Source organism: Enterobacter cloacae complex sp. IR5450 (genome assembly GCF_049238665.1).
In the GTDB taxonomy this organism is placed as follows: Bacteria; Pseudomonadota; Gammaproteobacteria; order Enterobacterales; family Enterobacteriaceae; genus Enterobacter; species Enterobacter hormaechei_C.
In genome coordinates this window covers 54,731-75,652 of the sequence record NZ_JBMKIC010000018.1, presented here as the reverse complement: position 1 = coordinate 75,652, position 20,922 = coordinate 54,731, and the positions used below count along the sequence as shown (strand labels likewise).

Genomic DNA, 20,922 nt, shown 5'->3' with positions numbered 1-20,922 from the left:
CAGTCCCTACGGCGCATTGCCGACGACCACCACCACACGCACGACGACCACTGCGGCAGGTTGCGCAGTTTTTAGTAGGGTCGAAGTGAAGATGGATGAAGTCATTGGGGACCTGTGTTTGGAATCATTGATTGAATTTATACAAACACAGGTTTTCGGGCGTGACAATGGAAATATTTTCATCTGCGCAAAAATGCGTCAGGGATCACGTTTCAGTAAGTTGCTCGCTCATTCCAGGCATCACTATAGATGACATTGCCGTCACAATACTTCCAGGTGATTTTCTCGTAGCGTATAAGAACCGTTTCAAGGTGTGTTCCGGTGTTTGCGCCGGGATACAGGTCTGGTGTGATTGAGGTTATTTTCACATTCTCAAGGAGGATATTAAAATATTCCTGTTCTAAACCCGCCTCATTAATCTGATACATCTTAATAGTGGCTGACTTGAGCATTCTTCCCGTACTCAGCGCCCGAAATAAAATCGGGGTTACACGATCAAATTCCTTCTGAAACATGACGGGCATGTGTATGCGCGTGCCCGTTAATTTCCCGGTATTTCCGTCGACTGGGATATTGACATTATGAGTGAACGATTTGAGTTCAATTGCACCTTCACGCCCTGACACAAGGCAAGGGCCAACCATGGGAGAACCATTTTCATCTGTTAAAAACAAATAAGCTGGGTTTGACATAAAAAAATCCTTTTTATATGATTTAATCGTACTTATCAAGGTGGCCGAAAATTATCGGATGAACAATAATAAATACAATGATAGAAATGAATGTTAGTAATACCCAGTGGTCAGGCACCAACCACAGGAACAAGGAGGCGCACGCAAAAATATAAACAGGAAATAAAATATCCGTAAATAGAATTGATAACAGACTCTTAAACATGCTCCTTGCCCTTTAAGTCTTTATAAATTGCATCGAAATCCTTATAGAATCCCAACTGCACCTTCTTAATGAGTTCAGACAGGAAAGGCTCAAAAAAGTAGTAAAGCATCTCCAGTTGTGCGGCATAGAGGGTGGCGTAATACTTAGGGTCCAATGTTTTCAGGCGGCGAGCAGCAAGAGCGCACTTCTGTTCCGTTCCAATCAATTGAAGCGCCATGACAACGTTAGGTACGCGGCGTGCAAGCCGTTCGACGACGATTTCAGACAGCAGGCCTGATTCGGACAGGGATTTGGCCAGACCCCATGCTATTGCTAAACGCGCGGCCTTGCTGGTCGGTATGTTATTAACAAGCCCTGTTACTTTTGAATCTATCTTGCGAACGCGATTGTGTTCATTCCCGTTTTCTGAATCGGAAATAACATGTTCAAAATAAAGATAGAGCATGTGTGCTATTACATCGCGATAACGGTAAAGCGAGAGGATTGAGAGGTACATTCTCTTTTCTTCGGAGAGAAGCTCGTCACACACATCGTGATAGCTGGGGATTAAGCATGATGAGTACCAACTTACACACTCAATTCCTGAGTAAATATCAGAGCCAATCCCCTTTAATGCTCGCCATGTTCCTGCAACACCTTGCTGTCCATAAATAGCCAACTGCCTGTCACTCTGGAACTTCATCTTTAAATAATCAGATGCTTGCATAATGTATCCACACAATGATTGTGGCTATAGAAATATACATTGAAAAGTCCAGAAATTCAAACCAGTAAAATTGCTTTACATAAACATTCACATAAAAAATAAGTCAGTACGATTTTATTTATTAAGGTTATATACGAAACAACTTAATTACTTGAAGGGCATTAGCGGTTTTTATTAGTTCACACATTTTTAGTTTAATCATTGCAAAATGAGTCTAATACCTATCTCTATAAAGAAAGTTGCATAAGCGATGCTATCCCGTTCACAACGAAGCTAAATAGCAGAAACCTCGCTTTTACAGCAGTCTTTTTATGGGCAGTCCAGAAAACAAAAAACCCCGCCTAAGCGAGGTTTTTATCAGGGTTTTGCGGTTGGTCGCCGCAGAACACACTGTGTTACGTCAACGCGAAAAGTATACGCGATCGAAGACGAACGCGCAATTCCGGCACGGATTTTGACGTTTTTGAGTATGGATCGCCTTCCAAAATTTGTCCATAAAATACTGTTCATGCATACAGTATTTATCTATACTGAGGGTGTTCGCAGTGAGCGAGGGGGCCGCAGTTTACCGGCGCAACGAAGTCCTGGCTGAAACGGGTGGTGCCGTCAGTGCCTTAACCCCTGAAGTGAGCACACTGTGTTACGTCAATCCAGGTGCTGGCCACAGGCGGCGGAAAGGTACGCCAGCATCGTGCTCCTTTTAACCAAAAGGAGACGCGTATGAGCGTCGTGGATATGGTCATACTTGTCCTCAAACTCATTGTTGCTGTATTGCAACTGCTTGATGCTGTCCTGAAATACGTTCGGTGATTCAGGTTCAAGTCGCACCTGAGAGGGGCGGGCAACCGCCCCTCTTTAATAACGAGGGAATGCTATGTCGCGTCTGTTAATTGAGCCTGTTACGCCTGATGAACCGGGCTATATCGCCCTGAAGGCGGAGAGTATCGCGTTGAATTTCAATATGCTGCGCAGGCTGGAAGAAAACTGGCAGCGGGGTGAAAACCGCTTTAACGCGCCGGGTGAAAAGCTGCTGGGGGCGTTTCTTAACGGCAGGCTGGTGGGCGTGTGCGGCCTCAACCGCGATCCGTTCAGCCAGCAGCCGCGCGCCGGACGTATTCGTCATCTCTACGTCAGCGAAAAGTGCCGTGGGCAGGGCATTGGCAAACAACTTTTGACCGTGGTGATGGCGGATGCCAGCATCTGGTTTGATTTTCTTAATACCCATGCGCCGGAAACCGCGTACGGATTTTACCATCGGGCGGGCTTCAGGCTGGTGTCAGACGAACCCCGGGTGACGCACCGCCTTTTTTGCGCAGTGTAAGCGGCTGGCAGCATCGACGGGTGAATGTTACAGTTGGATGACATTTCATCAACCGATACGCCATGACCATCACCGTTTTCTGCATTTTACTGTTCGCCGCACTGCTGCATGCCAGCTGGAACGCCATCGTTAAAGCCGGAACGGATAAACTCTACTCGGCGATCGGAGTCAGCGGTTCAGCCGCGCTTATTGCCCTGATTTTACTGCCCTTCTCTCCTCAGCCAACTGCCGCAAGCTGGCCATATTTGTTCGTCTCCTGTGCGTTACAGGTGGTGTATACGGTACTGGTGGCAAAAACTTATCAGGTCTCCGACATGAGCCAGACCTACCCCCTTATGCGCGGGACGGCCCCTCTGCTGGTGGCGCTGATCAGCGTAATGGTGCTCGGGGATCATCTCTCCTGGCTTGCGTGGTCCGGCATCGGGGTCATTTGTCTGTCGATTCTGGCGATGGCGATGAACGGCCGCATGCAGTCACGCAAGGGGATCTGGCTGGCGCTGCTGAACGCCTGTTTTATCGCCGGGTATACCCTGGTGGACGGCACCGGTGTGCGACTCTCGGACACTGCGCTGGGCTACACGCTCTGGACCTTCTTCATGAACGGTTTCTGTCTGCTGAGCTGGGCAATGGTGGCGCGGCGTCGCGAAGCGTCCAGCTACCTGCGCCTGCATTGGAAAAAAGGGCTGCTCGGCGGCGTCGGGACGATGGGATCTTACGGTCTGGCACTCTGGGCGATGACCCAGGCACCGCTGGCTGTGGTCGCCGCACTGCGTGAAACCTCTATTCTCTTCGGCGCATTAATCGCATTTGTGCTTTTAAAAGAGAAGGTTGCCGGCCTGCGCATCGCGGCGGCACTGGGTATTGCTGCCGGTGCGATCCTGCTGCGCCTGGCGTAATTCGCTGGCAACATTAGTTGCCGATCTTGTTTACAAATCCTGCCTTCACGTCTTCTGTCATTCATCACAGTAATGCTTAAATTGTCATCTCTCTGTGGTAGATTCCTCGCGCATTTATGGGAATGCATAGTTACTTATTCTTCATTTATCTCTTTTGGCAAAAGTATTCAGCGACATGAAAAAGCAACGGAACGTGAACTTATTGTTGATGCTGGTGTTACTGGTGGCCGTCGGGCAGATGGCGCAAACCATCTACATTCCGGCGATTGCCGATATGGCAAAAGATCTAAGCGTCCGCGAAGGTGCAGTCCAGAGCGTGATGGCAGCCTATCTGCTAACCTATGGCGTTTCACAGCTGGTTTATGGTCCCCTGTCCGATCGCGTAGGGCGTCGTCCGGTCATTCTGGTGGGCATGAGCATTTTCATGGTAGCGACGGTGATTGCCATTACCACGCACAGCCTCACCGTCCTGATTGCCGCCAGCGCCCTTCAGGGTGTGGGCACCGGCGTCGGCGGGGTTATGGCGCGTACCCTGCCGCGTGATATGTACCAGGGCACACAGCTTCGCCACGCCAACAGTCTGTTAAATATGGGTATTCTGGTCAGCCCGCTGCTGGCCCCGCTGATTGGGGGTCTGCTGGACACCGTCTGGTCCTGGCGCGCCTGTTACGCCTTCCTGCTGGTGCTGTGCATTATTGTCACCTTCAGCATGGGGCGCTGGATGCCGGAAACCCGCCCAAAAGACGCGCCGCGCACGAAGCTCATCGCCAGCTACAAAACGCTGTTCGGTAATGGGTCCTTTACCTGTTATCTGTTGATGCTAATCGGCGGCCTGGCGGGCATTGCGGTGTTTGAAGCCTGTTCCGGCGTGCTGCTGGGCGCGGGCCTTGGCCTGAGCAGTATGGTGGTGAGTATTCTGTTTATTCTGCCGATCCCGGCGGCGTTCTTCGGCGCATGGTTCGCCGGACGTCCGAACAAGCGTTTCTCCACCCTGATGTGGCAGTCGGTGATCAGCTGTCTGCTGGCCGGGCTGATGATGTGGATCCCGGGGCTGTTTGACGTGATGTCGGTCTGGACGTTGCTCATCCCGGCAGCGCTGTTCTTCTTCGGCGCGGGCATGCTGTTTCCCCTCGCCACCAGCGGCGCGATGGAGCCGTTCCCGTTCCTCGCAGGCACGGCAGGCGCGCTGGTAGGCGGTTTGCAGAACATCGGTTCCGGCGCGCTGGCCTGGCTTTCGGCTATGATGCCGCAGACCGGGCAGGCGAGTTTAGGCTTGCTGATGACCCTGATGGGGCTGCTGATTTTGCTGTGCTGGCTGCCGCTGGCGTCGCGTGTCTCGCATCACGAACAGCCGGTTTAACCGCATGATGGCCCGGCTTCTCGCCGGGCTTTTCACAGACGGGCGCAATCATCGCCTGCAATAGCCGCTCTGGGGCAGGCCGCCACGCCCCCTCTTCCCCGTCATAAAACTGAACATCGGCGTTTATCGCATACGGGATGTTGGCATGTTGCAGCTCGCACGCCATAAACGTGGCAAACGCCATCTGCGAGGCGGTTGGCGTCAGGCTTTTCGATTCGCCCACCCCCCAGCCGCCAACCCAGCTCACATGCCCGGTTTTTTGTTGCCAGTGCAGCGCGGCGTTGATTCGGTTACGGATAGCCGCTTTCTCAGCCGCAGTTCCGGACGTCCACGGGTATTTACCGTTCGTTTTCAGCGGACCCCAGGGGAAAATATGCCACTCCGCCAGCAGGTAATTCTGGCTGTGCGCGGGCAGCTTCAGGGTGGATAAATCCTCCGGCGCGGCGCGCAGACGAGGGGCGATAAAAATCATGCGGCTGGCATCAATGGCGTGAATGTCATTGATCGCTTTCTCATACACCCGGTTGAGCGAAGCAACGTTGTGGTTGAGCTTGTCCGCCGGTTCGTAGATCAGGTCAAAGCCCAGCAACGGCGAGCGCTGACCAAAATAGTGCGCCACGGCAATCCACCAGTTAATCACCTCTTTTTCGGTATCCGCTTTCGGGTCGTTTTTATATTCATCGGCCTGATAAGCGATGATGGGGATGACGCCGTATTGCTCGCATGCCTCCACCAGCTTACGCAGGTGAATCAGCCGCGCTTCCGTCGGTTCGCCCGCCACCCGAATACGGACATGGTGTATGCCTTTCGCCTGAAAATCACGGACCACCAGCGGGTCGAATTCGCGGATACCGCGCTCGGTGCGTGCCCAGTCCACATCCATCCCGACGCCCAGCTGCTGCGCATAACGGGCAGCCGTCAGCGGCGGCTCAGCGGCAGTCGCCCAGCCGGAAGAGAGTAAGATCGCAGTGGCAATAAAAGGCTTTAACACGGTTTACCCTGGAAAAATCAAAAGCATTACCTGTATTTAGCACGCTTTTTCACATTTGGTGTAGAGCGAAAGCGTAATAATTCTTCAACCCGCCAGCTCTCTTAGCCAGCCGATAAAGGCGTCAATTTTCGGCCACTGACGGCCGGGAAGCGTTGAGACGTAATAATGCTGATGGCACTTGAGGGTTTCCCCATCAAAAGGTGCGATCAACTCCCCCCGTTCGAGACGTTTTTGCACCAGCCGCTTTCTCCCCATCGCCACCCCGACATTACTCATGGCCGCGATAATGGCTAAATCAGAACGATCGAAGCCAATACCCGATGATAACGGCATATTCACCGCGAAATGCTGCGCCCAGCTCAGCCACTCATCCGTACCGGAATCATTGCTCCAGGCCTGACGGTCGTGCAGTAACGTGCAGTGGCTGAGGTTATGGGGGTTTTTCAGCAGTTCATGCTCCCGGGCATACGCTGGCGAGCAGACGGGCAAAATCTCTTCATCCATCAAAAAGTGATGAGAAAGGTGGTTTGGCGGCGTATCGTCGAAATAGAGCGCCAGATCGATGCCGGTTCGCTGCATGTTGACGTAATCATTACCAGTCAGAATAGTAAGTGAAATCGACGGGTAGCGGCGGGTAAAATCCCCCAGCATCGGCACCAGCCAGCACTGGGCGATCGAGGGCCGGGAGTACACCGTTAGCGTACCTGACAGCGCCTGGTTTTTAATGTCCAGGATCTCCTGATTCAGGGTGTCGAGGGACGATTTCAGCGTCCAGTAAACGCGCTTGCCTTCCTGCGTCAGCTCCACTTTACGGTGTGAGCGGACAAACAGCTGAATGCCCAGCTCCTCTTCCAGCAGGTTAATGCGGTGGCTCACCGCGCTGGGGCTGAGCGACAGCTCCGCCGCCGCCAGGGCGAAGGACTCATGCCGGGCAGCCACTTCAAAGGTGTACATTTTCGACAGCTGCCAGCCGTTTAACAGCCGGTTTCTGCCTTCATTCGCATCGGTCATCACAATTCCCACACGTAATTTCTGCGTTCAGCATACCGCTCAAGAATGAATTTATGTGAACCAACGGCAAAATAAGTGCGCTTTTTAGAGTCCAGTCACTCAGTTGATCCAATCTGGCTCATCTGAACGCCAATTTATATCGTTTGTCAGCCCAAGCCGTTTTTTCGTCCAATATCCCCAGATGACATAAGGGTGAGGTGAGATATGGGATCTCAGGTCTGGGTTGTGGCAACGCTGCTTGTCAGCATCGTGTTGATTGTTTTAACCATCGTAAAACTGAAGTTTCACCCGTTCCTCGCGCTGCTGCTGGCAAGCTTTTTCGTTGGCGCGATGATGGGGATGAGCCCGCTGGATATGGTTAACGCCATTGAGAGCGGGATTGGCGGTACGCTGGGCTTCCTGGCGGCGGTTATCGGTCTTGGCACTATTCTCGGCAAAATGATGGAAGTCTCCGGCGCGGCAGAGCGCATCGGGATTACGTTGCAGCGCTGCCGCTGGCTGTCGGCGGACGTGATTATGGTCCTGGTCGGCCTGATCTGCGGCATTACGCTGTTTGTGGAAGTGGGCGTGGTACTGCTGATCCCGCTGGCGTTTTCCATCGCCAAAAAGACCAACACGTCGCTGCTCAAGCTGGCCATTCCGCTCTGTACCGCACTAATGGCAGTGCACTGCGTGGTGCCTCCGCATCCGGCCGCGCTGTTTGTCACCAATAAATTAGGGGCGGACGTCGGGACGGTGATTGTCTACGGTCTGATGGTGGGCCTGATGGCGTCTCTGGTTGGCGGCCCGCTGTTCCTGAAGCTGCTCGGCGATCGTCTGCCCTATAAGCCGGTTCCGGCGGAATTTTCAGACCTGAAGGTGCGGGAAGAACACACGCTGCCATCGCTGAGCGCCACGCTGTGCACCGTGCTGCTGCCGATTGCCCTGATGCTGGTGAAAACCATTGCCGAGCTGAACATGTCAAAAGAAGGCACGCTTTATACCCTGCTGGAGTTTATCGGCAACCCTATCACCGCGATGTTTATCGCCGTGTTTGTCGCCTACTACCTGCTGGGGATCCGCCAGCACATGGGCATGGGCGCAATGCTGACCCATACGGAGCACGGCTTTGGCTCTATCGCCAACATTTTGCTGATTATCGGTGCGGGCGGCGCGTTCAACGCCATCCTTAAAACCAGCGGTCTGGCGGAGACGCTGGCGCATATTCTCTCGAACCTGCATATGCACCCTATCCTTCTCGCCTGGCTGGTGGCACTGGTGCTGCACGCCGCCGTGGGTTCGGCAACGGTAGCGATGATGGGTGCCACGGCGATAGTGGCGCCGATGCTGCCGCTCTACCCGAACGTAAGCCCGGAGATCATCACCATTGCCATCGGGTCCGGCGCTATTGGCTGCACGATCGTGACCGACTCTCTCTTCTGGCTGGTGAAGCAGTATTGCGGCGCGACCCTGAATGAGACCTTCAAATACTATACGACGGCGACGTTTATCGCCTCGGTGCTTGCACTTGGCGGCACATTCCTGCTTTCTTTCATTATCTGAGCGCGAAGAGACGTATTATGGAAAACGCAACTATCACTACTTTAACCGCACAGTTTCCTCTGGTTGAGGATCTGATTGCCCTGAAAGAAACCACCTGGCTTAACCCGCGCACCACGACGCTGGCGGAAGGATTGCCGTATGTCGGGCTGACGAAAGCCGACGTAGACGACGCGCACGCGCGCCTGAAACGCTTCGCGCCGTATCTGGCGAAAGCGTTCCCGGAAACGGCGGCAACGGGCGGGATTATCGAATCCGACCTGGTCGCGATCCCGGCGATGCAGGCGCGGCTGGAGAAAGAATCTGCGAAGCCTGTTACAGGCACGCTGCTGCTGAAAAAAGACAGCCATCTGCCGATTTCCGGCTCGATCAAAGCGCGCGGCGGCATCTATGAGGTGCTGACCCATGCGGAGAAACTGGCGCTGGAAGCCGGGTTGCTGAGCGTTGAAGACGACTACAGCGTTCTGCTGGAGCCGCGCTTTAAGGACTTCTTCAGCCAGTACAGCATCGCGGTGGGCTCAACCGGCAACCTGGGGATGTCCATCGGCATTATGAGCGCACGCATTGGCTTTAAGGTGACGGTGCATATGTCCGCCGACGCCCGCGAGTGGAAGAAAGCCAAACTGCGCAGCCACGGCGTGATCGTCGTGGAATATGAGCAGGATTACGGCGTGGCGGTAGAGCAGGGACGCAAAGCGGCGGAAAGCGATCCGAACTGCTTCTTTATTGACGATGAGAACTCACGCACGCTGTTCCTGGGCTATGCGGTTGCTGGCGAGCGCCTGAAGGCGCAGTTTATCGAACAGGGCCGCGTGGTGGATGCCGATCATCCTCTGTACGTCTACCTGCCGTGCGGCGTCGGCGGTGGTCCCGGCGGCGTGGCGTTTGGCCTGAAGCTGGCCTTTGGCGATAACGTCCACTGCTTCTTTGCGGAGCCAACGCACTCACCGTGCATGCTGCTGGGCGTTTATACCGGGCTGCACGATGAAATCGCCGTGCAGGATCTGGGTATCGACAACGTGACGGCGGCGGACGGTCTGGCGGTAGGACGTGCCTCCGGCTTCGTGGGCCGCGCGATGGAGCGCCTGCTCGACGGGTTCTATACCCTCTCCGATCAAAGCATGTACGACATGCTCGGCTGGCTGGCGCAGGAGGAAAGGATTCGCCTGGAGCCGTCGGCGCTGGCGGGGATGGCCGGGCCACTGCGCGTCGATGCCGATGAGAACGTTACCCACCTGGTGTGGGCGACCGGCGGCGGCATGGTGCCGGAAGACGAGATGGCGAAATATTTAGCGAAAGGGAAGTAATTATGCCGGGTGGCGGCTGCGCCTTACCCGGCCTACAGGTGCAAAATTTGTTGAATGTGGGTTACCGCAAACAGCAGTGACAACGACAGCACGGCCAGGGCGATGAGGAACTTATCCCGCACCGCTTTCGGCTGCGCAAAGTCGTTCTGCGACACGTCCATCAGGTTACGGCTGCGGGTGTAGCGCCATAAAATGATGGCTACCAGCGCCAGCACAACAATGGAGATCCAGAATGGCGCCCCCGTGCGGTGCCAGTTGTGCTTAATGGCAAGAGCGATCAGCGCGCCATACCCCAGCAGCGTGCGCAGCCAGGCCAGCGAGGTTCGCTCTGGCTGAAGGCCGGGGTCCGCTTCCCGCCGCGCTTTGCGGCTATCCGGCATACAGCACCAGTAACATCACTACGCCCGCAACCATCAGCAAAATCGTACTGATAATGAGCAAGCCGCGCGTGTAGGGGAGATCCTGCTTCAGACGCATCGCCTTTTCATTTCTCAGCCAGCGCAGATAGCCATAAATCGCCAGCACGCCGGCAATCAGGCACAGTAGCAGGGCCAGCACTTCGCGAATCAACGGGGTGGCAAAATCGGGGGCGAGCTGATCAAGGCCGACGCCTGCGGCCAGAAAGCCCAGGGCGGTGCGGATCCACGCTAAGAACGTGCGTTCGTTAGCCAGTGAGAAGCGGTAGTCCGGTGCTTCACCGAGGCGGGAAATGTTCATGAAAGTTCCTTGTCGTGCTGCATGCAGGCTTCAGCATAGCGTAATTCAGCCAGGACAAGGAGACCGGCATCAGGCGATGCCGGTCAGAAAGATTAGTGCAGCTCTGGCCAGTAATCCTTATTCGCTTCAATCAGATCGTCCAGAATCGCCTTCGCCACCGATGCGCTCGGTACGGTTTTCGACAGGGTAATCGCCTGCCAGAGTTTCTGATACGAGCGCTGCTCCCAGGCGTCCACCACCAGTTTTTCCACCGCCACCTGCTGGCTCATGAGCCCTTTCTGGAAGTGCGGAATATCACCCACGGTCAGCGGCTCCGGTCCGTTGTGGCCGACCAGACAAGGTATTTCTACCATCGCGTCAGCATCAAAGTTATGGATAGCCCCATTGTTAGGCACAATCAGCAGCATGCGTTCCTGGGTGTTAAAGGCAATCGCGGTCGCCAGATCGACGATGTACGACGCATGTTCGTCAATTTCCAGTTCACCGGCAGAAGAATGACCGGCTTCGATAATCGCCCGACATGAACTGAATACATGCTTCTCACGGTGATCCATCACTTCATTGGCGCGGGTACGCTCCGGATTGGAATGGGCGACCACATAGTCCGGGAACAGGTAATACTTCAGGTAGGTGTTCGGCATGGTGTCCGGATCCAGCGCCTGTACGTCTTTGGCCTTGGCGAAGGTATCGTTCCAGCTCGCTTCAGTATGCACATCTTCCGAAGGCGGAACATAACCGTTTTTCGCCACGTATTCGCGCAGCTTCGGCATCAGATCGTTACCGTTCTGATCTTCAATCGACGTCCACCAGCCGAAGTGGTTCAGACCGTAGTAGCGCACGCGCATCTCTTTGCGGTCTTTCAGGCCGACGATTTGCGCCATACGCCCTTCAATGCCGATCGGCATATCGCAGATGTTGAGGATTTTCGCGTTCGGACGCAGGCGGCGCGTGGCTTCCGCGACAATCGCCGCCGGGTTGGAGTAGTTCAACATCCACGCGTTCGGGGAGTACTGCTCCATGTAATCCACCAGCTCCAGCACGCCGCCGATGGAGCGCATGCCGTAGGAGATGCCGCCCGGCCCGCACGTTTCCTGGCCCAGCACGCCGTGGCGCAGCGGGATTTTTTCATCCTTTTCACGCATGGGATATTTGCCAACGCGAATATGCGCCATCACGAAATCCACATCGGTAAAGGCCGCTTCAGGATCGGTGGTGTAACTAAATTCAATCTCCGGCGCCTGCTCCTTAAGGATGATTTTACACGCCTCGGCGATGATCTCCTGACGTGCTCCGTCATTGTCATAGAACTTCAGCGCACGCAGCGGGAAACGGTCACGGTTGGCTAACAGCATCAGGACGATACCAGGCGTGAATGTACTGCCGCCGCCTGCAATAACAACTGAGAATTTTTTCATGATATAGCCTCTGTCAGAGTGGTTTGTTCGTTTGTTAAAGGGGTTTTCATCAGCGATTCCAGCTGGTCGCGCACCTGAGGAACGTGCAGACCGACAATCACCTGTATGCCGTTGCCGCGCCGCACCACACCGTGTGCGCCCAGGGCTTTGAATACGTCATCGCTTTGGGTTTTCGTCATATCCACCAGGGCGATACGCAGGCGGGTGGCGCAGTTATTGATACTTTCGATATTCGCTGCGCCGCCGAGCGCCTGTAAGAACCCAGAGGCCTGTCCGACCTGCTGGCTGGCTGCCGCCGGGGCGGTGGTTTGCCCACGAGCGGCCTTATAGTCGGCCTTGCTGTAGAGCTTGATTTCGCTCTCTTCCCGGCCCGGCGTTTTGAGATTCAGACGTTCGATAAGCGTTCTGAAGACCACGAAGTAGATCCCGGTGAAGCAGAGGCCGATGCCAATCTGGGTGAATACCGTCGAGGCGTGGTTATGGAACATCGGGATCCAGTTTTGCGGCAGGAACTGGTCCAGCAGACCGCCGCCCATGTTCCCCACCACCCCGAAGATATACATCACCGTCGCCATCGTTGCGGCCAGCACGGCGTGGATGGCAAACAGCAAAGGCGAGATAAACAGGAAGGTGAACTCCAGCGGTTCGGTAATGCCCACCAGCACGGCGGTAAGCGTGGCCGGGATCAGCAGACCTGCCACTTTGACGCGGTTCTCCGGCGACGCGGTATACCAGATAGCCAGCGCAATACCGACTGAGCCAAACACCTTAGAGTTGCCGTGCAGCGCGAATCCGCCCTCCGGGAACAGCGTTTTCAGCGGCACAGTGCTCTGGCTGAATTCCTGAAGGTGCTGTGCCCAGTAGACCTGAATGCCGCCTTCTACCGCAGCCGGGCCGAAGATAAACGGACCGTAGACAAAGTGGTGTAATCCGGTTGGGATCAGAATGCGTTCCAGGAAGGTATAAACCCATACGCCCAGCGCGCCAGCGGTACGTAGAAAGGCCTGCAACGACTCAATGCCCATCTGCACTTTCGGCCAGCCCAGCAGCGTCAGCCAGGCGCAGGGGATCATCACGAAGAACGCGAGGATAACGACAAACGAGGTGCCCTGGAAAATCCCCAGAAAGACCGGCAACGGCTTGTCGAAAAATCGGTTGTGGATGGCGGTGACGAGCCCGGAAATGATAATCGCCCCGATGATGCTGGTATCAAGCGTTTTGATTCCGGCAATCTTCGCCAGCCCGCTGCCGGCAGTGGGTTCAGCAGAGAAGTCGACGCCAAAGAAGTGACCCCAGGTCATCCCCATCGCATTGATAAAATAGTTCCAGGTCAGGAAGCTAATCAGCACCGCCAGACAGGCGCGGCCCTGCGCCTGCTTTGCCAGGCCAATCGGTAAGCCGACAGCAAAAATCAGCGGCATATTACGGAACACCGCCCAGCCGCCTTCTTCGATGATGTGAACAATTTGCGCGAACAGATTATCAGGCGCGGTTAAGGCCTCACCGACAAACAGCGGATTGCGAAGCATGATGGCGATCCCAACCACGATCCCGGCAAAGGGAAACAGCAAAACCGGGGTGAACATGGCGCCGCCAAAACGTTGTATTTGACTGAGCATTTTTAAATCCTCATGAAACAACCTGTAGGGGATAGAGGCCTTTATGGTTTTTTACTGGCCTGAGGTGAGCATAAGAAGTTACTGATGCGGGAACATGGCGTGCCGCTGCGATTCGTGATCGCATTCATGGTTTTAATTTGACCAATCAGGTCTACTTTTTAAACCAAACATGGACAAGTTAAGACGTATTCCACGCCATGATGTGCGCAGAGAGGTCTACTGGTGATCTACAAATCAATTGCCGATCGGCTACGGCTGCGGCTGAATTCTTCGGACTACAACATTGGCAGTCCGTTACCCGGAGAAAAAGCGCTGGCAAAGGAGTTTGGCGTAGCCCGGATGACCGTCCGCAAAGCGCTGGATCTGCTGGTAAGCTGGGGGCTGGTTGAACGTCGACACGGCAGCGGGACGTTCGTGGCGCGCAAAGACGTTCATCATGAAACGACTAACCTGACTGGGCTGGTGGAGGTATTGCGCCAGCAGGGGAAAGAAGTGCAAAGCAAGGTGTTGCAGTTTGAAGTGATGCCCGCGCCGCCCGCCATCGCCAGCCAGCTGCGGATTCAGGTTGATGAGCGGATCTATTTTTCAAGGCGGGTGCGTTACGTGGACGGAAAACCGCTGATGCTGGAGGACAGCTTTATGCCGGTGAAGCTGTTCCGCAATCTTTCCCTGGCGCATCTCGAAGGGTCTAAGTTTGATTACATCGAGAAGGAGTGTGGGATCACCATCAGCGGCAACTACGAGAGCCTGACGCCGGTGCTGGCTGATAAACAGCTGGCCGGTTATATGAATGTGCCGGAACAGACGCCGCTGCTGCGCATCACTTCCCTTTCCTACAGCGACAGCGGCGAGTTCCTCAATTATTCCGTGATGTTCCGGAACACAAGCGATTACCAGGTGGACTACCATCTGCGGCGTATCCACCCGGAAGACTTATTAGCCCATCCCCCAGAATAGCACCGCCAGTAGCTGCGGGGTGATGATGCGCAGAAACATCACCAGCGGATAAACCGTGGCGTAGGATAACGCCGCCGCGCCGCTGGTGGCGTGCAGGTTATTGGCGAACGCCAGCGCGGGCGGATCGGTCATGGAACCGGCCAGCATGCCGCACAGCGTGAGATAGTTCATTTTAGCGAACATACGCGCCAATAATCCGACAGTTATCAGTGGGATAGCGGTAATAAATATGCCGTATCCTACCCAGCTCATCCCTTCGCCGTTCACCAGAGTATCGACAAAATCGCCGCCGGATTTCAGCCCCACCACCGCCAGAAACAGCACGATGCCCAACTCCCGCAGCGCCAGGTTAGCGCTCGGCGGCATAAACCAGTAGAGCTTACCGATGGAGCCGATACGCCCGAGGATAAGCGCCATAATGAGCGGCCCGCCTGCCAGACCCAGCTTCAGTGCTACCGGGAAGCCGGGCACATACAGGGGGATGGAGCCAAGCATGACGCCAAGCCCGACGCCGATAAAGACCGGCAGCATCTGCACCTGCTGGAGTTTTTGCTGGGCGTTGCCCACCATGTCCGCTACGGCATCAATAGATGAAGGACGCCCGACGAGGTTGAGAATATCACCGAATTGCAGGCTGGCATCCTGGCTGGCCACCAGCTCGACACCGGCGCGGTTAAGCCGGGAGATCACCACGTCATAACGCTCTTTAACCTGCAAATCGCGTATTTTCTTGCCCAGAACCTTCTCATTGGTCACTACCACGCGCTCCACGCGCATGTCCGTTCCACGGGTTGAGAGTGAGGTATCCACCTCCTGACCGATCACCAGCCGGGCATTGTTTAAATCCGCCGGTTGCCCTACCAGATGCAGGAGATCGCCGTGCTGAATAAGGGTATCCGGTGAAGGCACCATCAGCGTGTCATCACGTTTCAGGCGGGAACAGATAATGGTCGCGCTGTTCAGAATGGGAACATCCTGAATCGCCATATTGTTCAGATTAGGGTTTTCGACGCGAATGTTGATGGTTTTAATGAGCGCATGGCCGTTGGTCAGCGTGCTTTCATGCTCCTTCGCCTCCTGTCCAACGTTAACGCGGAACAGCACGCGCACCAGCCACATCGAGAGCAAAATACCGCAAATGCCAAACGGATAGGCCATGGCGTAGCTCATCCCCATCTGATCGACGACATCAGCAGGGATACCCAGATCGCGCAGAATTTGCTGGCCCGCCCCGAGCGCGGGCGTATTCGTGACGGCGCCGGAGAAGATGCCCAGCACAACGGGCAGCGGAATCGCGAAGAGTTTATGCAGAATGGCGGTAACCAGCCCACCCATCACGACGATGCCGAAGGCAAAGAGATTAAGGCGTAAACCGGAGACGCGCAGGGAAGCGAAGAAGCCCGGCCCCACCTGAATACCGATGGTATACACAAAGAGGATCAGGCCGAACTCCTGGATGAAATGCAGCATATCGGCGCTGAGCACCCACCCAAGCTGGTCGGCAAAATGGCCGACAAAAATCCCGCCGAACAGCACCCCGCCGATGCCAAATCCGACGCCGCGGATTTTGATATTCCCCAGCCATAGCCCCACTACCGCGACAAGGGCCAACACGCTAACGGTTAACGCGATATCACTCATGATCCACATCCTGTGTATAACCATAGTTATGCTAAGGATTCTCTCAGAGCTGACGGCGGTTGTATGGGCGATGGCGCACAAAAAAGCCCTGCCGGGGCAGGGCTTCATGGCATCTGTGAGCGAGTCGGGTGGCGGCTGCGCCTTACCCGACCTACAGGATCGGCAGGTTTGCCACCCGGCAAAAACGTGGTTTAGCTGTTCAACGCCGGGCGTTCGCTAATGGCGATGCGCTGAGGCGCAATGGCTTCCGGCACGTTACGGGTGAGGTCAATGTTCAGCAGCCCGTTAGTGAACGTCGCGCCAGAAACTTCCATATGGTCTGCCAGGGTAAAGCTCAGGCTAAACGGCTGAGTGACAAGCCCCTGATGCAGCCATTTGGTCTCGGTGTCTGGTTTTTCCGGTGACCCTTTCACGGTCAGGCGCGCACCCTCAAGCTGGATGTCGAGATCTTCCTGGCGGAACCCGGCCAGCGCAAGCGTGATGCGGTAGTGGTTATCATCGCTTTTTTCGATGTTGTACGGCGGAAAGGTCTGCTGTTCGGTTGCGCTTTGCAGCGCGTTAGCCAGTTTGTCAAAACCGATCCACTGACGCAGCAGGGGGGAAAAATCATAGTTACGCATACTAAATCTCCTTCTGAGAAGCGAGTTCGGCACAGTTTAATTTTGTGCACAGTTGTACCTGCAAACCCTTGCGGATTCGCATATGCTCCCTTTACGGCAAGCAATTTCAGGTGGGCCGCAGCCGCGACCCGCTTAATTAATTGATTTCGATACGACGCGGTTTTTTCTCTTCCGGAATCACACGTTCCAGTTCGATAAACAGCAGGCCGTTCACCAGGTTCGCGCCCTTGACGTGGATGTTCTCAGCCAGCTGGAACTTGCGTTCAAAGTTACGCTCTGCGATACCCTGGTAGAGGTAGGTTCGTTCTTTCTGCTCGCCCGCATGGGAGCCTTTCACCACCAGCAGATTGTCCTGCGCGGTGATCTCCAGTTCGCTCTCCGCGAAACCGGCAACAGCAATCGCAATGCGATAGTGGTTTTCGTCAACCAGTTCAACGTTGTAAGGAGGATAGCCGTTGCTCTGGCTCTGGTTGTTTTCTAAGTGGTTGAACAGACGATCAAAACCAATGGCAGAACGGTATAGCGGAGAGAGATCGAAATTACGCATAGATAAATGCTCCTGAAATCAGCGAGAAAATGTAGCCTTCCACCATGGACAGGCTTCTGCTTCCCCGAACACCCATCAGGCGTGTCCGTTATCGGGTTACATTCTTAAAATGGGTATGGATACGGCCTTTTCAAGCCTGTTGATGTGAGATTTTTTTGCACTTTGCTGGTTGTCGCATAGACTCAGGGGCACAGCACAAAGGGTTAAATTGCGATGGCGACCACAGTGCGGGAGTTTGGAGCTATCCATTTTGGACGCGCCTCGCTATAACCCTGAGTTGCAGGTCAATGCCGTGCTACTAATGATGACTGAGTGATGATGAGAAATGTTCTGATTAAGCTGGCGACGTTCAGCGGGGTTGTTTTACTTTGCGGGTGTTCGAGCGTGATGTCGCACACCGGCGGTAAAGAAGGAACATATCCGGGGACGCGCGCCAGTGCCGCAATGATCTCTGATGATGAGACAAACTGGGGTACCAAATCTCTGGCGATTCTTGATATGCCGTTTACGGCGGTTGCCGATACGCTTTTGCTGCCGTGGGATATGTTCCGCACCGACAGCTCAGTGCGTTCGCGCGTTGAGAAAAGCGAGCAGGAGACGCTGGCAACCAACTCCGTCATCCCGCCCGCAGCGATGCCTCCACGCTAATTCTGTGCGGTTTCCGTTAGCCACAGCTGGCGGAAACCGTCCTTCTCTTCCATCCATGTAATAAATCGTCCGTCCGGGGAAAACACCACAGCGTCAGCAGACGGCGGATTGCCATGATCGGAGGTCAAAAACGTCACCTCACCGGTCTGCGCATCGCAGCAGGCAATGCGGCTTTCGAGCACAAACCCAAGTGCGCGGCCAGAAGGATGCCAGTTAAAAGCCGACTGAATATCACGCTCAGTGTGGGTCAGCTGGCGCGGCTCGCCGCCCTCAGGGGAGATAAGCCACAGCTGCACAACGCCGTTATCGTCCCGCATTAAAAACGCGACCTGCGTCCCCTGTGGATTGCTGCGCACCCAGTGGCGCGGCACGTTCACCAGCCCCGGATACGCCTTCTGATGGGTGAAGGTAAGGCGGCGTTGCATGGCGCCCGCAGGCGGCGCGGGCATTGTATCCGGCGTTCCCTGCAACGGCGCATCGCCCGCTCGTTTCCAGCCCTGCTCGTCTTTGGGAAGATCGACAATAAACAGTTCGGGCACTTTCTCGCCTTTCGCAGACACCGTATCGCCGATAAACGCCAGCCTGTCGTTGCCCACCCAGCCCTCTTCATAGGCGCGGTTGATCTCATCGCTGCCCGGTTTCGGGTTCGGCGTTGTCCGGCTTACCAGTACGCTCCAGAAGGTTCCGGCATATTCCCGCGGATGGTTCCCCTGTGGGTTTACCGGACCACAAGGCGCCGCCACCCCGACGTTACGCAAATCCAGCTGCGGATCGCGCGCGTGCAGCACATGGTCGTTATAGGTAAAGCTGACGAACTGCCCGTTCGGGCTAAAAACGTGAACGTGGGTGCCGCCACGCAGCGCACCTGCCGTGTAAGGCGCGGTGATATCCATCGCATCAAGATTGCTCACCTGACCATTGTGCACAATCACCCCCTGACGATGGTGAAAATCATACTGCCAGTCTGCATCCGGGTTTTTCGGGCCGTGGATAAAAACATATTTGTCCTGCGCCGGATGAACGGTTACCACGCCAACATGCGCGCCGTCAGTCGCACGGTAGATCGCCTCAACCTCGCCCGTACTAACATTGACCCGCTCAATGGTTTCACCGGTAAACGACGCGCCGGACGGGCGGACATCATAGACAAGCCACTGGCTGTCTGGCGTCCAGGTGTTGATGTTGGTGAGCTGGTGGTTGCGGGAAGCGAAGGTGATTTGTTTCATGAAAATACCCTGATGCGCGGTTATCGCATCAGGGTAAAACATCCGAAGGGATTAGCCTACTCGTTTCACGTCGCCGACCAGCAGGATGTAGGAGAGCGCCCCGATCAGCGCCACGGCAGAGATATACACCAGCGCCGGACCAAAGCCGTAGTCCTGCGCCAGGTAACCGATGACCAGCGGCACGGTGATCCCGCCCAGGCCGCCAACGAAGTTAAACACGCCGCCGGTCAGACCAATCAGACGCATCGGCGCCAGCGACGACACCAGCGACCAGGTGATGGAGGCAAAACCGTTCCCGAAGAACGCTAACGCCATCAAGGTCATGATCCACACCGGATCGTTGGTGTAGTTCGCTCCCATGATGCAGGTAGAGATCAGCAGGCCGCAGATAATCGGCGTTTTACGCGCAACGCCCAGTGAGAAGCCTTTTTTCACCAGTTTGTCCGCCAGCCAGCCCGAGAGCAGGACGCCGAAAAACGCCGCAAGGAAGGGTACGGTGGTCATAAAGCCCGCCTTCAGCGCGGTAATCCCTTTTTCCTGGGTCAGATAGTTCGGGAACCAGGTGAGGAAGAACCACAGCGTGGAAGTCACCGCGAACTGGCCCAGATATACGCCCACCAGCTTACGGTGGAAGACCAGCTTCCAGTCCGCTCTGGTCAGCGGCTGGCGCGCCTCTTTTTTCACGGGCGCATCGCCGTCCACCAGGCCACCGCCGTCGCGGATGTAGTCCAGTTCGGCTTTGGTGATGCTTTTGGTCAGGCGCGGCGGCTGATAGACCTTAAACCAGATTAACGACCAGATAATGCCGATCCCGCCGGTGACGATGAACACCCAGTGCCAGCTCAGTAGCTCCTGGATCCAGATTAACAGCGGCGTCAGAAATGCCAGGCCAACAAACTGCCCGGAGGTGTAAAAACCAACAGCGGAAGCGCGTTCGTGTTCCGGGAACCAGCTGGTCACCATGCGGTTGTTGGTCGGAAACGCGGGCGCTTCAAACACCCCGGTGATGGCGCGCAGGCCAATCAGTGACATCAGCCCGGTGGCGAAGCCCTGGAACAGAGTCGCCACGGACCAGCCAAAAATAGCGATAAAGTAGGTCAGACGCGACCCCACGCGGTCAAGGAACCAGCCACCCGGGATCTGGCAGAGCGTATACAGCCAGGCAAACGCCGAGAAGACGTAGCCCATTTCCGCTTTGGTGATGCCAAACTCTTCCTGAATATGAGCCGATGCCACGGCAAGGTTGGCGCGGTCGACATAACAGATGACCACGGTAATAAAGATCATGATCAGCGTCAGGTAACGACGACGCCCGGTTTTTGCAGCAGTAACTGGAATATCCATCGCAATCTGTCTCCAGATTTTGGGCATAGCGAAGCCGCTCACCATGCCCTGTAATTTACAGAGGGTGTATTTGGTTTTTTTAATTAAAAACGTAAACGGAATGCGCTAAATAATTCGTGCTGGGGGAAGGCGGCAAGTTTTCGCATCCCCGGGAGCATAC

Annotated in this window: 22 protein-coding genes, 1 pseudogene and 1 other annotated feature; of the genes and pseudogenes, 9 read left to right on the top strand and 14 right to left on the bottom strand. The window is 55.3% G+C overall.

Annotation, left to right across the window (positions count from 1 at the left end; translation table 11 throughout):
• Positions 1 to 6: 6 nt before the first annotated feature.
• The 3 genes from ivbL to ACOTYB_RS14910 form a co-directional block, all read right to left on the bottom strand.
• Positions 7 to 105 (bottom strand): ilvB operon leader peptide IvbL, encoded by a 99-nt coding sequence (gene ivbL / locus ACOTYB_RS14920; RefSeq protein WP_057979964.1) that lies wholly within the window; start codon positions 103 to 105, stop codon positions 7 to 9.
• A gap of 107 nt (positions 106 to 212) precedes the next feature.
• Complete coding sequence (locus ACOTYB_RS14915) at positions 213 to 692, bottom strand: Hcp family type VI secretion system effector (protein WP_045342657.1); 480 nt, start codon at positions 690 to 692, stop codon at positions 213 to 215.
• 197 nt (positions 693 to 889) lie between these two features.
• Positions 890 to 1,603, bottom strand: a complete 714-nt coding sequence (locus ACOTYB_RS14910; RefSeq protein ID WP_045342656.1) for a hypothetical protein — start codon at positions 1,601 to 1,603, stop codon at positions 890 to 892.
• 720 nt (positions 1,604 to 2,323) lie between these two features.
• Between ACOTYB_RS14910 and tisB the strand changes: the two genes are divergently transcribed.
• The 4 genes from tisB to emrD all read left to right on the top strand — a co-directional run bounded on the left by tisB (position 2,324) and on the right by emrD (position 5,180).
• Positions 2,324 to 2,413, top strand: coding sequence for a type I toxin-antitoxin system toxin TisB (gene tisB, locus ACOTYB_RS14905; RefSeq protein ID WP_017383683.1), 90 nt, complete (start codon positions 2,324 to 2,326; stop codon positions 2,411 to 2,413).
• Positions 2,414 to 2,477: 64 nt separating this feature from the next.
• A complete protein-coding gene (locus ACOTYB_RS14900) occupies positions 2,478 to 2,924 on the top strand; it encodes a GNAT family N-acetyltransferase (protein ID WP_003861064.1) in 447 nt (148 codons plus the stop codon).
• Positions 2,925 to 2,986: 62 nt separating this feature from the next.
• A complete protein-coding gene (locus tag ACOTYB_RS14895; protein ID WP_023323922.1) occupies positions 2,987 to 3,820 on the top strand; it encodes a DMT family transporter in 834 nt (277 codons plus the stop codon).
• A 175-nt stretch (positions 3,821 to 3,995) separates the two neighbouring features.
• On the top strand, positions 3,996 to 5,180 hold the full coding sequence (gene emrD / locus ACOTYB_RS14890; protein WP_063159111.1) for a multidrug efflux MFS transporter EmrD: 1,185 nt from the start codon (positions 3,996 to 3,998) through the stop codon (positions 5,178 to 5,180).
• On the opposite strand, the pseudogene ACOTYB_RS14885 reads toward emrD, so the two are convergent.
• Together ACOTYB_RS14885 and dsdC are read right to left on the bottom strand one after the other, a co-directional pair.
• Positions 5,086 to 6,171 (bottom strand): annotated as a pseudogene (locus ACOTYB_RS14885) (cellulase family glycosylhydrolase); the annotation flags it as partial. The gene emrD and the pseudogene ACOTYB_RS14885 sit on opposite strands and share 95 nt — an antisense overlap.
• An 84-nt stretch (positions 6,172 to 6,255) precedes the next feature.
• The gene (dsdC, locus tag ACOTYB_RS14880; RefSeq protein ID WP_003861073.1) at positions 6,256 to 7,182 is read right to left on the bottom strand and encodes a DNA-binding transcriptional regulator DsdC; all 927 of its coding nucleotides are present in this window, start codon (positions 7,180 to 7,182) and stop codon (positions 6,256 to 6,258) included.
• A 204-nt stretch (positions 7,183 to 7,386) separates the two neighbouring features.
• On the opposite strand from dsdC, the gene dsdX reads away from it, so the two are divergent.
• The gene (gene dsdX, locus ACOTYB_RS14875) at positions 7,387 to 8,724 is read left to right on the top strand and encodes a D-serine transporter DsdX (RefSeq protein ID WP_136467608.1); all 1,338 of its coding nucleotides are present in this window, start codon (positions 7,387 to 7,389) and stop codon (positions 8,722 to 8,724) included.
• 17 nt (positions 8,725 to 8,741) lie between these two features.
• Positions 8,742 to 10,028, top strand: a complete 1,287-nt coding sequence (gene dsdA, locus ACOTYB_RS14870) for a D-serine ammonia-lyase (RefSeq protein ID WP_022650093.1) — start codon at positions 8,742 to 8,744, stop codon at positions 10,026 to 10,028.
• 32 nt (positions 10,029 to 10,060) lie between these two features.
• Here dsdA and ACOTYB_RS14865 read toward each other — a convergent pair whose 3' ends face one another.
• From ACOTYB_RS14865 to ACOTYB_RS14850, 4 genes are all read right to left on the bottom strand, one after another.
• The gene (locus ACOTYB_RS14865; RefSeq protein ID WP_022650092.1) at positions 10,061 to 10,408 is read right to left on the bottom strand and encodes a DUF202 domain-containing protein; all 348 of its coding nucleotides are present in this window, start codon (positions 10,406 to 10,408) and stop codon (positions 10,061 to 10,063) included.
• Positions 10,398 to 10,745 carry a YidH family protein gene (locus ACOTYB_RS14860; RefSeq protein ID WP_003861080.1) on the bottom strand — a complete coding sequence of 116 codons (348 nt, stop codon included), beginning with the start codon at positions 10,743 to 10,745 and terminating at the stop codon, positions 10,398 to 10,400. Before ACOTYB_RS14860 ends, ACOTYB_RS14865 begins: the two co-directional genes overlap by 11 nt.
• 92 nt (positions 10,746 to 10,837) lie before the next feature.
• Complete coding sequence (locus tag ACOTYB_RS14855) at positions 10,838 to 12,160, bottom strand: 6-phospho-alpha-glucosidase (protein ID WP_003861082.1); 1,323 nt, start codon at positions 12,158 to 12,160, stop codon at positions 10,838 to 10,840.
• Positions 12,157 to 13,779, bottom strand: coding sequence for an alpha-glucoside-specific PTS transporter subunit IIBC (locus ACOTYB_RS14850; protein WP_220153462.1), 1,623 nt, complete (start codon positions 13,777 to 13,779; stop codon positions 12,157 to 12,159). The genes ACOTYB_RS14855 and ACOTYB_RS14850 overlap by 4 nt, the downstream gene beginning before the upstream one ends.
• A 222-nt stretch (positions 13,780 to 14,001) precedes the next feature.
• Between ACOTYB_RS14850 and ACOTYB_RS14845 the strand changes: the two genes are divergently transcribed.
• On the top strand, positions 14,002 to 14,736 hold the full coding sequence (locus ACOTYB_RS14845; protein ID WP_003861087.1) for a GntR family transcriptional regulator: 735 nt from the start codon (positions 14,002 to 14,004) through the stop codon (positions 14,734 to 14,736).
• On the opposite strand, the gene ACOTYB_RS14840 is transcribed toward ACOTYB_RS14845, so the two are convergent.
• Entirely contained in the window at positions 14,716 to 16,377 is a 1,662-nt protein-coding gene (locus ACOTYB_RS14840) for a putative transporter (protein WP_022650090.1), read from the bottom strand. The two genes, ACOTYB_RS14845 and ACOTYB_RS14840, sit on opposite strands and share 21 nt — an antisense overlap.
• 28 nt (positions 16,378 to 16,405) lie before the next feature.
• Between ACOTYB_RS14840 and ACOTYB_RS14835 the strand changes: the two genes are divergently transcribed.
• The gene (locus tag ACOTYB_RS14835) at positions 16,406 to 16,597 is read left to right on the top strand and encodes a hypothetical protein (protein ID WP_126313403.1); all 192 of its coding nucleotides are present in this window, start codon (positions 16,406 to 16,408) and stop codon (positions 16,595 to 16,597) included.
• Here ACOTYB_RS14835 and ibpB read toward each other — a convergent pair.
• Both ibpB and ibpA read right to left on the bottom strand, forming a co-directional pair.
• The gene (gene ibpB, locus ACOTYB_RS14830; protein ID WP_003861091.1) at positions 16,569 to 16,997 is read right to left on the bottom strand and encodes a small heat shock chaperone IbpB; all 429 of its coding nucleotides are present in this window, start codon (positions 16,995 to 16,997) and stop codon (positions 16,569 to 16,571) included. The two genes, ACOTYB_RS14835 and ibpB, sit on opposite strands and share 29 nt — an antisense overlap.
• Before the next feature lie 136 nt (positions 16,998 to 17,133).
• The gene (gene ibpA / locus ACOTYB_RS14825) at positions 17,134 to 17,544 is read right to left on the bottom strand and encodes a small heat shock chaperone IbpA (RefSeq protein ID WP_003861094.1); all 411 of its coding nucleotides are present in this window, start codon (positions 17,542 to 17,544) and stop codon (positions 17,134 to 17,136) included.
• Positions 17,538 to 17,612: a sequence feature (ROSE (Repression Of Heat Shock gene Expression) occurs in the 5'-region of heat shock genes and acts as an RNA thermometer to modulate expression.), on the bottom strand. (Overlaps the previous gene by 7 nt.)
• Positions 17,613 to 17,859: 247 nt before the next feature.
• On the opposite strand from ibpA, the gene ACOTYB_RS14820 reads away from it, so the two are divergent.
• Positions 17,860 to 18,192, top strand: a complete 333-nt coding sequence (locus tag ACOTYB_RS14820; protein WP_003861096.1) for a YceK/YidQ family lipoprotein — start codon at positions 17,860 to 17,862, stop codon at positions 18,190 to 18,192.
• Here the strand turns inward: ACOTYB_RS14820 and ACOTYB_RS14815 are convergent.
• Positions 18,189 to 19,418 carry a DUF3748 domain-containing protein gene (locus ACOTYB_RS14815; RefSeq protein ID WP_220153460.1) on the bottom strand — a complete coding sequence of 410 codons (1,230 nt, stop codon included), beginning with the start codon at positions 19,416 to 19,418 and terminating at the stop codon, positions 18,189 to 18,191. The genes ACOTYB_RS14820 and ACOTYB_RS14815 overlap by 4 nt on opposite strands.
• A gap of 51 nt (positions 19,419 to 19,469) precedes the next feature.
• Positions 19,470 to 20,807 carry an MFS transporter gene (locus tag ACOTYB_RS14810; RefSeq protein ID WP_164724104.1) on the bottom strand — a complete coding sequence of 446 codons (1,338 nt, stop codon included), beginning with the start codon at positions 20,805 to 20,807 and terminating at the stop codon, positions 19,470 to 19,472.
• Positions 20,808 to 20,922 lie beyond the last annotated feature (115 nt).